This is a genomic window from Segatella salivae F0493 (genome assembly GCF_000477535.1).
Lineage (GTDB): Bacteria > Bacteroidota > Bacteroidia > Bacteroidales > Bacteroidaceae > Prevotella > Prevotella salivae.
In genome coordinates, this window is the sequence record NZ_AWGW01000027.1 from 1 (window position 1) to 15,214 (window position 15,214).

Consider the following 15,214-nt stretch of genomic DNA (forward strand, 5'->3'; position numbering starts at 1 on the left):
TCTCCATCATTTCGCGCGACAATTTGCCTTACATTATTTCACCTTTAATTATCAACCACGCCATGCTCACAATTGTTTCATCTCGCAGCTGCGTTGGTATTGCGCTATTATCCCAATGGATGAATTTCGCAATATAAATGTTCTCACCACGCAACTCGGTACGAGTTGTTCTTTTGATAGCCCGGGGTTGGCGAGGAACGAGCCTACCCCGGGTGAGCATCCGCAAGGAGATTCAACGCCATAGGTGTTGAGCTTTTTCTATGAAGTCACGCTAACAATGAAACCTTTTATGGCGGATTACGCCGAAAAAGCTCAACACCTACGGCGTTGTTCCACACCAACCATACCCTAACCCAGGGTTGCCTGCACTATCGTTTGGCAACCCTGGGCTATCAAAAGCGCAACACCTACGGCGTTGAAATGTTCATATCATAGCCTGGTTTACGGCAATTCACGCATGATTTAATGGCAAATTATATAGAGAATATACTACGTTTACAGCGTTGTGCTATATAATCCTCAGTATAATTTGGTGAAATATGGTGTGGAAACATATAACACTCACGATGTTGAAACATGCGAATCACATTATTCTTTATAGCAATAAAAATAATGAGAAGAGGGGAAGTGTTATTATTTTAGCCCCATAAATAGTTAGAATATAGCATGAAATTCCACGCGAAAAGGAACAGACAGAGGGCTAATGTGATTGCACGCAGGGTGTAGAGGGCTGCTCTTCGACGTTGAAATGCACTGAAACCATAGGCCATGATGACGGGAAGCGGACTGAGCCAATGCGCTCCCATGATGTAGACTTCATTCAAACCAAAGCCGAGAACGACATGAATGGCCATGTCGAAAGCCCAGAACGACAGGGCGAGCCACATCAAACGGGCACGCCGTCCAAACCATATTCCACCCAGAAACAACAGCACAACTAACGCCTCAACGATGTAATTAAGGGCATATCTGTAATGAACAATGAGCGGACGGGCGCGTAATGTGTCCTGAAGTAGATGGTCTTGGTGTAACTGAATGGTTTCACCGAAGAGATTTTCTATAATACTTGGCACGCGCGGTGTAGTGATATCAGTCCATTGACTGAACTCCCCTTTGGCCAAAGGCTTGCCAGTATGCATGTTCCATGGTTGCTTATGGTCGGCTATATACTTCTCTCTTGCCTTCTGTTTAATGAGTAGTTTGATGCCCTTTTCAATCGCAATAGAGTCTTTCAGCTGTGTAGTGTCGCGGAAAGCACGTGCAAGTTGTGCGTGCTCGCGTTCCACTTTAGCCGCTTTTGCCTGTTGTCTTGCCACGAAATTAGGCAGTTCATAGTGGTTCCATTCCATGCGTGCAAAGCCCCAAATGACAGCCGATGGCAAGAGAATAGCCAGCAACAGATTGGCTGGACGCCAGAAACGACGACCATTTGTGAACCAGTTTGCAAGGAAAACCTTTATGCCATTGTTTAATGAAATGCCTGCCGTGAGGATGAAAAACACAATGGTTTGCCACTTTGTAAACGGCTGATTGCACTTCATTTTCTTGCCTGCCACATAGAGTGTCAATAGTAACAGCAACATGGAAAGTGCAAAATGGTCGGGTACACTGATGGTGACCATGATGTAACCAAAACTGAAGAATAAGGCCGAGAGCAGCAAACTATCGAATCTTGGCAATGCTATGACTTCGCGAAGAATGCGATAAAGGAAGATGAAACTATAGAAACCACAGCACACAAGTAATGCCGCCATAACAAATTGGGTGCAGTTTAAGCCCGTGAGTAGCATCAAACCTTGATTGATTTGATTAGGAATGAACATGAAGAACGCCAGCAACGGATGGCGATAAATATTGTAAGCAGTGTCCCAACTCGATACAACCTCATAGCTTAGTGCATCGAAACCCGAGATGTGGAACGTGCGAACAAACACTTCATGATAGTTGGTTGCAAGCTCAGAAAACTTATTAAAGTATTTATGAATCACCAAACCATTGAGCAACAACGTATAAACGAGCATGACAAGTGCTGGCCATCGCTCTTCGGTTTTAATCTTAAAGATTCCAAAAATCCTTTTCATTTATTGAAGGTTTGTGTGTAGTTGTGGAATAAAACTATGGTTCTGATGCAGGCAAATCATTGTATTCTGCTCATTGGTGCAGTGGAATGGCATTACTATTTGTTGGAGAATAAAGCAAGAAAACAGGCAAAGCAGCTCCTATTTTTCAATCAAACAGACGGCGTATGCAGACATTCCTTCTTCTCTTCCCGTAAATCCGAGACGCTCAGTTGTCGTGGCTTTGATGGATATTTGGTCTTCATCTATGCCCATAACTGAGGCCATGCATGCCTTCATTGCAGGCACATGAGGATTGATTTTGGGGCGTTCGGCGCAGATAGTTGCGTCAATATTGCCCACACGATAGCCCTTTTCGCCAATCAATTCCACGACACGTTTCAAGATAATCTTACTGTCCATGTCGAGTGTTTTGTCGCTGGTGTCGGGGAAATGAAAGCCAATATCCCGCATGTTTGCAGCCCCAAGGAGAGCATCACTGACTGCATGTAGCAGCACATCTGCGTCACTATGGCCCAACAATCCCATGGAATGGTCTATTTTTATGCCACCCAACCAAAGGTCACGGCCTTCAACTAACTTGTGGACATCAAAGCCCATACCTACTCGAATCATTCTTTTTCTGTCAATGTTAAAGTGGAATTAAATCATGCTTACAAGCCTTCTACTTCTTGAAAAGGTCTTTTAAGCCATCCATATCAAAGGAAAGCGTGAAGCGAAGTGTCTGGTCAAGGGGGTTACTTTTGGCTGTAGCAATAACGTAACCCGCATCAAGTGAGAACGCACTCATCTTGAAACCAGCTCCTACAGTGAAGTATTTTCGGTTGCCTTTTGTTTCACTTTCATGGTGATATCCAGCCCGAATAGCAAACTTATCGTTATAAACATACTCGCCACCAAGGCTCCAACTCACCTCTTGTAGCTCTTCTTTAAAGCCTCCAGGGGCATCACCGAAGCTCTTAAATATGCCTCCTATGCTCGAAATATCATAGTAGTCTTTCTGCAAACGCACATTATAGTCCTCGTCAGTTTCGTTCTCTTTCTGAATGGGTCGCGTTGGAACAAGCAACTTATTGGCATCAACAGCGATGGTGAAGCGGTTGAATTGGTCAACAGGAATCATCAGAGCAGCTCCCAAACGCATATTCGTTGGGATGAATTCACTATTGTCATCGCTCCCAAAGTTAATCTTACTACCAATATTTGAGATGTTTAAGCCGACACCAAGTTGGCACTCTCGTTGGCCAATATTAATGTAGTTTTGATAATAAGCGGCTATATCTGCAGCGAAAGCACTACCTGGTGTGGTCTCAGAAGAATAGTCGTAAGTGAGATCTGAGTATATCCATCTCACACCAGCAGCAATAGAAAACTTCTCACTTAGCATCAAAGAGTAGGCTGCATCGAATGACATCTCATAGGGATTAATTGTCATGTCGTTGCTGCTTCCTACCGAACTGCTCAATGGAACCTCTCCCATGTTGAAGTAACGGAGTGAAGTTGACACCGCACTATAATCCCCAATACGATAATATCCGACAAGATTTGCCATGTACATATCATTGACTATTTGACGTAACCAGGGTGTATAACTGATGGAAACTCCTGCTCTACTAATCGTAAAAGGATACTTAGCAGGGTTCCAGTATTGTGAGTTTACGTCGGGATCTGTAGCTACTCCTACGTCACTTAGGCCTGCTGCACGTGCATCAGGGGCAATAGTTTGCGAGGTAACCGCTGTGTAAACGGGATTGAATATGTCTTTCTTGTCCACCTGGGCTGATGCAGAAAGTGATATCATCAGCATTGGTAGGAGAATAAAAGTCAGTTTCTTCATCTTGTCTTTTTCTGTTTTTTATCTGCTAAATTAACGCTTGTGATGCCTAATTATTGCTCACAACAACGAGTTTCTGTGCTTTACTTGCTTGCTTACTTCCGTCACTCGACACTTTCACACGATAGAGATAGACGCCTGTTTGCAGTCTTCCTCCGCCGTCAGTACATAGATTCCAGTCAACAGTATAGGCATTTGACATAGAAACGCCTTGCTCTTTATGACGCCAAAGCAATCGGCCTGCGGTATCAAAGACTTCAATTTCAACATCCATCTGACTGCCAACACGGTCGTGATTGATGATAAACTGTGTGTCAGTCTGTGCTGGATTCTTTGTAACGGCTACGCTAAAGAGCGTTGGAGTCAGGTTCTTCACGACCTCAAAGTCAAGCCATGTGGTCGAAGAATTATTCAAAACATCCCACGCTTTGAATTGTAATCGGTGCTTACCTGGTGCAAGTTCGGGTATATTATAATAGGTTGTACCACTTGTATAGCTACCAAAGTCGTATTGAAAGTTATCATTCAGCACATAGGTTTTATTCATATCATCGTCGATAATGAGTTCAAGATTGTGTCCAATACTGCTTCCTGAGACGTTAATTCCATCCTTATCACGAAGTTGAGCGACGAAATAGGGCGTGCTGTTCACGTTTCCTCCATTCTCAAACGAGGGCGAATTAAGATAACAAAAGACTGAAGGACCAATGGAATCACTTGCTAATGACGAGGTACCTCCCACCAAAAAGCGGTCACACGAGCCGTTAACAGCAAGCGAACGACTATCGTTAATGGCATAGATATTAATGAGTCCATTGCCTTGTGTGTAGTTAATGTCGCGTGGAACAGCAAAAGAAAAGCAGAACTTTCCAGCCTTCACACTGTCTGATCCCACATAGATGGTCGACGGATGATCATAATATTGGAATGCCGTTTCAGCCTCTTGAGGGTCATTACGCCTACAAGTGATTTGCTCACGAGAGTCTCTTACCGTCATCGTTGCTATGCCATTGTAAGGTGTTTCCACGTTGACATGGCCCACAACTCGCACGATTTCACCAGCTTTTATGACGGGTAATTGTGCTCCATTTACAGCCATTCCATTGATTGAATCGACAGTAACCATGGGCTTAGGTTGGTTTAATCGCAATGCAGGATCACCGAGAAGAGCATACTGAAACTTATTAGATGTGAGGTCTTGACCTGTAGTTATCATCTCCACTTGCGCCAAACGAGAGGCTTCTCCAAGTGTGTTTGCACGACCATTTGTCGTTCCCATCACATACTTTAGATAGGCCATGTTCATCGGTTTGTTGTAATATGTGTAGACAGTACGCGTAGTTCCAAAGCAAGCTACAGCCCCTCCATGAGGATTAAGCAATGCCGTCTCACCGATAGTTGTGGCAGTTCCATCGAAAGGCATTATGTCACAAGAGGCTGTTATCCATAGCGGCAGGTTGCGATTTGTAAAAGATGCAAAGTCCTTGAGCTTCAAAACTCCTTCATGAGAGATTTGAATTTCAGAACCATGTCCTATATAATCCATCACGAGTGCACCCTGATTTTGTTGTCGAATGATAGCTTTCCTCACGTCAGGATAGGTATTTCCCGTTGCAGAAGTCTCTCGTTTATACGCATCCCACATCACTTTCTTGACGACATATCCTGGGAGTTGTGACGCAATCTGCTCGGCGGCATCGTTCGCATCAACCATATATACATTGTCGTTTCCGTCATCTCCCATGAACATTAGCGTGTTTTGCCAAGCTCCAGCGTTAGTGTTTACGGCGTAATTTATCGTTTTATCAACCATCACTTTGGCTTCTTCGGCGGTAGAAACAGGGAAGCGTCCCACCGCAATATCAGGCAGGTCGTGTGTCAAAAGGTCTGCTCCCTCGCCGTCATCTAATAGCCCAACGAAGTTATCATCAGTGTAACATTCGACTTCATTGAATGAGTTCTCACTCTCATAGCACAACAAATAATCATCTGGATTGAGTCCTTTCGTGGCGTCGGTCAATAGGCGATTGTCCCAAATGCCATCCCCAAAGAGCAACAAATAGCGTGGCATATCGTTGGAAGATAACGCCCGATCATAGAGCATCTTCAGGTAACGGCGATAAGCATTGACGTCAGGCGTACCACTTGAAAACTCATTATAGAGTTCGTTTGCAGGCACAAGATTAACTCGAAGACCATCATTCTTCTCATGAAATTCTTTCAAACGCATTGCTTCTGCAGTGAGTTTTCCCGATGATGGCACAATGATTACCATGTCAGCTTGGTCATCTGCGTGTCTGTTTTGATTGCGAACAACACCTACAAGCTCTGGAATGGCAAACTTATTTGCTGCTAACCATGGTGCAGGAAGGGCGTTATCCCACGTTATTGAAACGTCATCCAACCGCACGGGACCACCCGAAACAACCTTTATTTTCAGTGTATCAAGCTCATCAACTGACGCAAAAGGATAGGCTCCTCGACGTGAGTTCCCCTTGTCATAATCGCCTAATCGTATGGTGAGTTGCCCCAAAAGACGACTTCCTATGTAGAGTTCCACCTCACTGTTTGACCCTGCGCTCACTCCAACACAAAGCTTTCCACCACCTGAAACTTGAGGTTTTGTGAGCTTCAATGCCTTTGTTTTCCCCACCATAATGGCCTCAGAATCAAATAAATTGCGTCCGCCTTGAAACCAAGCAAAGCCATCTCGCTCATAAAGGGAATGGTAATCATCGGGTGAAGGATAGAAAGTTTGTAAGAAGTTTGTTGTGTCAACAGGCGACGAAGTGGCTTCCGTCTGTGTGAGAAAGTAGTATCCATAGTCGGAATATGGATTGCGAGTGCGCCGTAAAGCGGCTTTATCTGTCCATGAAACAGGCCCTCGTGCATAGAAAAGATGTTTGCCATTCACTATTGTTTGAGGGCTTTCGTGGAGATCATCTCCTTGTATGAGGTCGGCCTCCACAAGCTTTTCATTTTGCAAATTGCCTCCATAGCCATAGACATGCACCTTGTTTATATCCGTAAAACCTGCCTTCCGAATCAGTGATTCGCTGAGTTCGTAAACACCAGATGATGGTACACGTATCTTCACCCAACGGCCATTGGCCAATACCGACTGCCTTGTATAGCGCTCAGCAGGGCCAGAACGCGTCACCATCTGTCGTTGAAACATCTTGGCTTTTGCCACTGCTGAGGCTTCAATTTTCAGCATAAAACTGGCTAAAAACTGATATTTCCCATCGCGATTGACTAATGGAAAGAATGTGATGAGCAATTCGGGATGCCGCCGATTCATGACAATCGTCTGCTGAATGACTGGCATTGCAGGCAAAGTAGACTGAGAAAGTTGTTGATATCGAAGGATATCACGTTGTGGCATGGCTGCAAATTCGGGGTAAACGATGCTGACACGATAGACAGAATCACGATAATCTCCCTGCAAAGGAAGGCGGTAGGTGAAACGAGGTAATACAGAATCAATCCTCACCTGTTCGTAAGTGAGGTTAAAAAAGCGTTGCGTGGCATGAAGATGTAAGCTCAACGACAACACAAGGCCTATGATAATGTATCTGAAAGAAAGTTTCATGAAGACCGATTCTCTCTTGTTTTATGATGCAATCAGCGTTATTTGCAATTAAATTCCAATACCTTTTGTTCTTCAATATAGCCTTCAAGATGGTCGTTAATCCTTACAGGTGCGCACCCCGTTGGACAGCCAGTGTAAAGCAAATCGCCTGTACGCAGTGTGAAATACTGGCTGATATACGAGATGATTTCATCGACTTTGAAGAGCATATCGCCTGAAAAGCCCTCTTGAACCGTAGTGCCGTTGATGTCAAGTCTAAAGCGAAGGCACTGAATGGGTTTCACTTTGTCTAACGGAACGAAAGTTCCGAGCGCGGCAGCACCATCAAATCCCTTGCAAAGTTCCCACGGAAGACCTTGCTCTTGCAATCGTTTTTGCAGGTCACGCGCCGTGAAATCCACGCCAACTGTTACGGCATCATAGTATCGTGAGGCAAATCTTGTGGGGATAGTCTTCCCTAATTTGCAGATGCGTACAACGAGTTCGGTTTCATATTCAATGTTCCCAAGCGTGTCGGGAATAAAGAAAGGTTTACCATCTTTCAGCAAAGCGGTGTCACATTTGGTAAAAATGACAGGGGCTTCTGGTTTAGAAAACGAGCTCGACAGCGTTTTATTGTGTTGCAGATAGTTCGTGTCTACGGCGAAAATCTTCATTGATGATATTGTTAAATAATGGAATACAAAGTTCGTTATAAATTCCCAAACGTGCAAGAAAAAGGCAAGTTATGTTGTGATTGCAAGGAAAAGGGAGGCTCATCTCTAAGCCCTTTTAGCAGGGAGAGCGTGAGGTTGAGAGCCCATTTCATCCGTTTGGTGTATACATTCATTTCTCCTTAGAAGCCAAGGGGATAGAACTTGTTTTTTGAAATGACGCAAATGACCGAGTAATCTCTATGGTTTTACCGCTTGATCTGCGCCATTTCATCGAGTGAAATATGGCAAATTATTTTACCCTTTATTATCAACTACGTCAGCACCACCTTTTAACCTTCAAACAAATTGCTCCATTTTCATGCCTAATCACTCCCCTCCCTCTTCGGAGAATCATAGGTCGCTGTTCGTGAAACCTGCGAAACGAGGAAAGCAAAGGGCTGGGGGTGAGGCTTCGTATGCCTTACACGATTTCACCTTTAATTATCAACCACGCCACACTCATAATTATTTCATCTCGCAACTGCGTCGGTATTGCGCTATTATTCCAATGGATGAATTTCGCAATATAAATGCCCTCATGGTGCAACGCCGTATGTGTTATACCATATGGCAATGAATATATTTTCCATTATGAATGTTATAATCACGCAACGCCGTGTGTGTTATGTCGGTATTTCAATGAATGTATTTTACAATATAAATTCCCTCATTGCGCAACTCGGTACGAGTTGTTCTTTTGATAGCCCGGGGTTGGCGAGGAACGAGCCTACCCCGGGTAAACATTCGCAAGGAGATTCAACGCCATAGGTGTTGAGCTTTTTCTGTGAAGGCACGCCTACAATGAAACCTTTCATGGCGGATTAATCAAAAAAAGCGCAACACCTACGGCGTTGTTTTCCACAAACAATACGTTAACCCAGGGTAGCCTGCGCTATCGCTTGACAACCCTGGGCTATCAAAAGCGCAACACCTACGGCGTTGAAACGTGTATTTTCCGATGTGATTAATTTTGTCTTACAACATGAATCATTGGTATGTTTTGCGGGAATAAACATTATCTGCGACATTGGGTGATATGAATTAACGTTATAAGTGAAGTTCTTTTTCATCATTTTTGTTTGTATTTTTGAAATAAAAATCCTATCTTTGCAGGTAAGAGTAGCTTGAAAAAGTTAGTCAAAAGAACAGAACTAATTCTTACCAATGAAGAGAAATACACGTGTTTAGCTATTGTTTTGTTTCCTATGGTCATTGAGTTTGTCGACCATGGGGGCTTCGGTGCGGAGGAATTCTGTGGCAATTTTAGACGAACTTGATGTTGATTTGTCACATAAATCGCAATATGAGATGAAAAAACAAAAGTCGATTGACTCGCTGAAACGTGCACTAACATGGAAACACTCGGCTTATACTCACTTCAATTTACTACGGAAACTCTATGCGCAATATGCCTCTTAACAATATGATTCGGCGTATGTCTATGCACAAAAGATGAACCATTTGGCGCATGAATTGCATGATATCAACGCGCAAGTTGAGGGACAATGTAACATCGTTTTTTGTCTTTTGTCGGCTGGTTTGTTTAATGAGGCCTCCGAAACCCTTGATTCTATTGACATTCATCGCGCCTCATTAGCCTCTCGAAAGCTTTATTTCACAACGGCATCTCGGTGTTATTTTGACATGGCCGACTTCACTCATGCCAATCCTTACATGGATCGCTACATTGAAAAAGGCTGTGTTTACACGGACTCTCTACTTCAATATCTGACTCGGGGCAGTCGGGATTGGCTCTATGCTGTGGGGATGAAGGAGATGAAACTAAGGCATTATGATCGTTGTAGCATGTATTTCAAGCAGTTATTGGCAAGGAAAGATGTCGATAATCACATGCGGGCGATTGTTAGTTCGAGTCTTGGTTGGATGAGTTTATATAAGAAACATGATGAGGAGGCTATTGGTTATTTGGCCCAAGCGGCTATCTGTGACAACCAATCGGTTACGCGTGAGACCACGGCCCTTTGCACATTGGCTCGACTACTCTATCAAAAGGGCGACATACAACGGGCAACTGAATATGTAAGACAATCGCTTGAGAATGCCAATTTCTATGGCGCTCGTCAGCGTGTGATAGAGGTTAGTGGTATTCTTCCTATCATAGAGCAAGACCGATATAGCGTGATGGAGGGACAACGCAATGCTTTGGCTATGGCCACGGTTGTCGCTTTGCTCTTTGTTTTGGCTCTTCTTGTGTTCACTTGGTTTGTGCGTAAGCAGATGAAAAAGCTGAAACAAGCGCGTAATGTCATTGCAAACCGCAAGGCAGAACTTGAGGAAATGAATGGTCGTTTGCGTGAAGTGAACACGATAAAAGACGAATATATCGGGCAGTCCTTTTATGCAAATGCCGAATATATCAATCATGTTGAGAAGCTATATCGCACAATTGACCAAAAGATTGCAGCCCGACAATATCATGATTTGCGGTTATCGTTGAAAGAAAGTGAATTGATTGCCGAACGAAAATCTATGTTTTCGGACTTTGATAAGACTTTTTTGAACCTCTTTCCAAACTTTATTGAGCGGTATAACAGCCTGTTTATCGAGGGCGAAACAAAGGCAAATGACAAGCAGAAGTCATTGACAACAGAGATGAGAATCTTTGCACTCATCCGCTTGGGAATAACAGATTCGGAGCGCATTGCTAAGTTTCTGAATTATAGTATCCATACAATCAACACCTATAAGACGCGAGTTAAGAACAAATCTTGGGTCGATAATGATCAGTTTGAGGCGCGAATCATGGAAATATAGAATGTTCTTTATTGTGTAAAAAGAGTGGAGATGTGTTGAAAAAATTCCTCAATTATGGTGTTATTGCTATGAGGAAGCAAATCTGATATAGGGATTTTACAGCCGGAAACAGCTGTTGTTGAAGGCTCGTTTGGATGATATCATTTGGTTTTTAGTAGGATGTGATGCAAAGAAATCATAGAAGTGATGTTTTTAGGGCACAGGAATAACAACGACAAATAGGTCTTAGAAAAAAGATATTTTGACTGCCATGGTGATGTGAAAAGTTGGATTTTGACCAACGTTTAGCCTTAAAAGAGCATTATATTTGTTGAGAATCATCAATATAATGATAATACATTTCACGAAAACACGATACGATAAGTTCTTGATAATCAGTTAAATGAAAATTTGTTTCCAATTTTCTTGTTATATATTTTTTATGAAACTTCATCTTGTAATGATTTTATTCTAATTTTGTTCGCATAAGAAATAGAATACAATATTAATACCATTATTACTATGAGGACAAAGAACAACCTTTTAATTTCTCTGTTATTGATCGCAATATCAGTAATGGGACTCTGTTCGTGTAGCACAGTTGATGACGGAAGCTACGTTGATCCAATCCGACTTTACGAGAAGATTGGTGGTAAATGGGTATTGAATAGTGTGACGCAGACCGATGAAACGAATGCCAAGACCATGGTACTCACCAGTCTGCTCGACTTCGATACCTTCGTGATTCATTTGGACCAAGACAGCAAAGGAGAGCCAACAACCTTCTCAGTAGAGGGGAATGCGCCCGAGTTGTTACCTGTAAAAGGTACATGGACAATGGATAATCCGTTTGTAAAATCAGACGGAATGGCATCTAAACTCTTATTGAAGAGTGAGTCGGGAGAACAACCTCTCACCATCACTACAATTCCAGGTGCAAATAAAACGTTAGAGTTTAAGCTCATACGACAAGTGAATGGCAAACCATTTGTTTCTTATACTTATAACCTTATGCAGGCAGAATAAGCACCAAGTGTATGATTTGTGGTGGAGAAACAATATCTAAATAATGATAAAACAACACAACATGAAAGATTTTAAGTATTATATATTGACGTTGATAGGCCTATTATGTCCTCTCATGACAATGGCGGAGGAGACCGATTTGGGTGTACCCAAGGTGTGGACTGTGCCTGCAGTGTTCACTTGTGATGAGGAAGTGACCTTCTATTATGATATGACTGACGTGAAGTTTCCTGCTGGAGTAGACCTTTATTTGTGGGCATGGACGCCGACAGAACCTGATGCTGGCCACGGCGATAACTCTTCTTCGTTTGCTAAATTGGAATACTTGGGAAACAACATCTATTGTAAGAAGATGATTCCGACACAGTATTTCAATACCAATATCAGTGCTTTTGAGTCAGATGATTGGCCTGGTTTCTGGTCAAGATTAAAGACAAAAGACGGCAGTAAATGGAGTTCGGTGTTCCAAGCTCCTGATAGTCGCTCAGAGTTTAAGGAGTTTAAAGAAAGTGGAAAAGGTGTTCAGTTCTTCTCAGGAAAGAAGAGTTCGGGCTTCACGGATAAGTTCACACTCGATGAACCCTTGACCATTGTCTTTAATCCTGACGTATATAAATTAGGTGGAAGGACACTAACCGAGATTTCAAACGATGCAAACTTCGTTCAGTTTGGAGTGCATTCAGGACTTAACGACTGGAATGTTTTGCAGTCACTTGACGTTTGGCGTCCTGCCTGTCTAAGGAAAACAAAAGTTAGAAAGCTTTCAAATGGCCTCTATGCATGGGATGTTGGTGTGCCATCTGAATATTATTCATATACCTTAGATGACGCAGGTAGTCGTGTGCCTACAGCCTTAGCAGACCCAGATAAGAAAGCCGCTTTCGAATTGGAGAACATGAATTATCTCGTCGTTACCGTCATTCGTGATGCTGCTGGAGCTAATCAGTGGGGGGCAAATAGTGGCGATCAGATGCAAAAGACAGGTATGGCGGTGCCCTATCCTAACCCAGTTTTTTCGCTGTTTCCTTCTCGTGTAAGTGGCAAAGAACATGGATGTGCTCTCAGCAAACCAGTGGAGAGGATATGTTCGCAGTCAGAATGTGGCGAGTGCATTAGACTATGGTGCTTCAACTGATTGGCAAAAGGAATTAGAACGCACGGCAATTTCGCATTCACATAATATTCTTTTCTCAAGTAGTAAGAAGGAGCATGGCTACCGAGCATCGGCAACTTACAACAACAATCAAGGCATTATAAAACGTAATAACATGAATCGTCTCGCGGGATCTCTTACAGCTTATCAAACAGCTTGGCAGGGACGACTTCGCTTAGACGAAGGAATTAATGCCAATTTCGACCGGTGGCATCCCATTGATACACGTATCTTTGAGCGCATGGTCAATCTCCAGCCAACATTCCCTGTATATAATCCTGATGGAAGTTATGCCCAACTTAATGGTACAAACACAGAGAATCCTGTCGAAATTAACAATAATCGTACAGATGATCAAAAGCGTCATCGCTTTTTAGGCTATCTAAAGATGGAATTGAATGTTATAGATGGTTTGAAAGGTACAGTCAATACTTCTTATGAACAGAATTCTGTTGTCGGAGGAATCTATAAGCCCAGCTACGCAAGAATGGGGGGACAAAGTGAAAAAGGATGGGGACAGCGCACCTATTCTGACTATACAAATAAGCAAATAGAACTCTATTTGACTTATGATCGCATGTTTGGAAAGGACCACCACCTTAATATATTAGGGGCTATTCCTATCTAAATAATGTCTATGAAGGCTTTGGTTCCATGAGAAGTGGATATGATACGAACGCCTTTGGATATAATAATCTTGGTGCAGGAACAGACTTTCGACAAGGTGATGTCTATTCTTTTAAAGGAGAATCTACGTTGGTTTCATTCTTTGGTAGAGCCAATTATAGTTATCTTAACCGTTATATGATTACAGCAACGCTAAGGCAAGACGGCTCAAGTAGATTCGGAGAGAATCATAAATGGGGTACTTTCCCATCGATATCTTTGGCTTGGCGTCTTTCAGATGAGCCTTTTATGAAGTGCACTTCGTCTTGGCTTGACAATTTGAAAGTAAGACTTGGCTTTGGTGTTACAGGCAATCAGAATGGTATTGGAGAGTATAAGAGTCTCTCCATTCTATCGGCTTCAGGAGCCGCTTACTATGATGCTGCAACACAAACATGGAAGAATGCCTATACACAAAGCCAGAATGTGAATCCTGATTTGAAGTGGGAGAGCACGTTACAATGGAACTTTGGTCTCGACTTTTCAATCTTTAATCGTATCAATGGAACCTTAGAGCTCTATCACAAGAAGACCTCTGACTTACTTTGAACTTATCCTGTACCGCACCTCCCTATCTTGTTGGAACAATGTTAGCCAATGTTGGTGACTTGGTTAATAAGGGATTTGAACTTTCTTTGGGTGCAAATATCTTGCGAACAAAGGATTGGACACTCGATGCGAATATGAGTTTAGCTTATAACCACCAGGAAATCACGAAACTCTCTAACGATCAATATCAGGCCGTTGGATTGCAGGCAGGCTCTTTGCACAATCTGCGCGGTATGTCAAACACCTATTCTCAAGTCATCCTTGAAGGCTATCCTGCCGGTGCTTTCTGGGGACCTCATTGCGAAGGAATTAGTGAAGACGGCAAGTATATCTTGACAAAAGATGCTGACGGCAAAGTTGTTGAGCGTTATTTAGGTAGTGCTCAGCCGAAATGGAATATTGGTTTATCTATCAATGCCACTTGGCGCAACTTTGATTTTGTAGCTTCTGGTTATGGCATGTTTGGCCAAAAGGTTCTCAATTGCACACGAATGGCAATGTATGATCCTACGCGTTTCCCATCACAGAACATTCTTGATGACTTTATGAAGAGTGGAATCACTGACAATCCCACCTATAGTGATTACTTCATAGAGAATGGATCATTCTTCCGTTTGCAAGCACTCACATTGGGATATAGTTTGGCTCATCCAGAGAAATTGGGGCTTTCTCGACTTCGTTTCTATGTAACGGGCGAGAATATCTTCTGTATCACCAGATATAAAGGTATGGATCCAGAGGTTGCAGTGCCTGACAATGTACTTGAATCTCCGGGTATTGAGTTCTTTAACTCTTATCCAAGACCACGTACTTTCTCTGTAGGCGTGAATATAAGTTTCTGAAAAGGTTAACCAATAATATTGAGAA

The 15,214-nt window shown here is 42.8% G+C and carries 11 protein-coding genes and 1 pseudogene; 6 read left to right on the forward strand and 6 right to left on the reverse strand.

Going from position 1 to position 15,214, the window contains the following annotated elements; genetic code table 11:
• A partial coding sequence (locus tag HMPREF9145_RS13765) for a hypothetical protein (protein ID WP_196809770.1) occupies window positions 1-244 on the forward strand: 244 nt, incomplete at its 5' end.
• 394 nt (window positions 245-638) lie between these two features.
• On the opposite strand, the gene HMPREF9145_RS09470 is transcribed toward HMPREF9145_RS13765, so the two are convergent.
• From HMPREF9145_RS09470 to HMPREF9145_RS09490, 5 genes are all read right to left on the reverse strand, one after another.
• Window positions 639-2,081 (reverse strand): DUF6080 domain-containing protein, encoded by a 1,443-nt coding sequence (locus HMPREF9145_RS09470; RefSeq protein WP_021826149.1) that lies wholly within the window; start codon window positions 2,079-2,081, stop codon window positions 639-641.
• A gap of 138 nt (window positions 2,082-2,219) precedes the next feature.
• On the reverse strand, window positions 2,220-2,693 hold the full coding sequence (gene ispF / locus HMPREF9145_RS09475) for a 2-C-methyl-D-erythritol 2,4-cyclodiphosphate synthase (protein ID WP_007135327.1): 474 nt from the start codon (window positions 2,691-2,693) through the stop codon (window positions 2,220-2,222).
• Window positions 2,694-2,742: 49 nt separating this feature from the next.
• On the reverse strand, window positions 2,743-3,915 hold the full coding sequence (gene porV, locus HMPREF9145_RS09480) for a type IX secretion system outer membrane channel protein PorV (RefSeq protein WP_021826199.1): 1,173 nt from the start codon (window positions 3,913-3,915) through the stop codon (window positions 2,743-2,745).
• 46 nt (window positions 3,916-3,961) lie between these two features.
• Complete coding sequence (gene porU / locus HMPREF9145_RS09485; protein ID WP_021826203.1) at window positions 3,962-7,504, reverse strand: type IX secretion system sortase PorU; 3,543 nt, start codon at window positions 7,502-7,504, stop codon at window positions 3,962-3,964.
• Between the two features lie 38 nt (window positions 7,505-7,542).
• On the reverse strand, window positions 7,543-8,160 hold the full coding sequence (locus HMPREF9145_RS09490; protein WP_021826205.1) for a fumarylacetoacetate hydrolase family protein: 618 nt from the start codon (window positions 8,158-8,160) through the stop codon (window positions 7,543-7,545).
• Between the two features lie 630 nt (window positions 8,161-8,790).
• On the opposite strand from HMPREF9145_RS09490, the gene HMPREF9145_RS13770 reads away from it, so the two are divergent.
• Window positions 8,791-8,967 (forward strand): hypothetical protein, encoded by a 177-nt coding sequence (locus HMPREF9145_RS13770; RefSeq protein ID WP_081697740.1) that lies wholly within the window; start codon window positions 8,791-8,793, stop codon window positions 8,965-8,967.
• A gap of 104 nt (window positions 8,968-9,071) precedes the next feature.
• Here the strand turns inward: HMPREF9145_RS13770 and HMPREF9145_RS13530 are convergent, their stop codons facing one another.
• A complete protein-coding gene (locus HMPREF9145_RS13530; protein WP_021826207.1) occupies window positions 9,072-9,272 on the reverse strand; it encodes a hypothetical protein in 201 nt (66 codons plus the stop codon).
• A 388-nt stretch (window positions 9,273-9,660) separates the two neighbouring features.
• On the opposite strand from HMPREF9145_RS13530, the gene HMPREF9145_RS09500 reads away from it, so the two are divergent.
• The 4 genes and pseudogenes from HMPREF9145_RS09500 to HMPREF9145_RS14240 form a co-directional block, all read left to right on the forward strand.
• Entirely contained in the window at window positions 9,661-10,974 is a 1,314-nt protein-coding gene (locus HMPREF9145_RS09500; protein ID WP_231369786.1) for a DUF6377 domain-containing protein, read from the forward strand.
• 501 nt (window positions 10,975-11,475) lie between these two features.
• Entirely contained in the window at window positions 11,476-11,979 is a 504-nt protein-coding gene (locus tag HMPREF9145_RS09505) for a DUF5004 domain-containing protein (protein WP_036907294.1), read from the forward strand.
• Between the two features lie 61 nt (window positions 11,980-12,040).
• Complete coding sequence (locus tag HMPREF9145_RS09510; protein ID WP_021826148.1) at window positions 12,041-13,114, forward strand: hypothetical protein; 1,074 nt, start codon at window positions 12,041-12,043, stop codon at window positions 13,112-13,114.
• Window positions 13,020-15,189 (forward strand): annotated as a pseudogene (locus tag HMPREF9145_RS14240) (SusC/RagA family TonB-linked outer membrane protein); the annotation flags it as partial. The gene HMPREF9145_RS09510 and the pseudogene HMPREF9145_RS14240, both read left to right, overlap by 95 nt.
• Window positions 15,190-15,214: the final 25 nt, after the last annotated feature.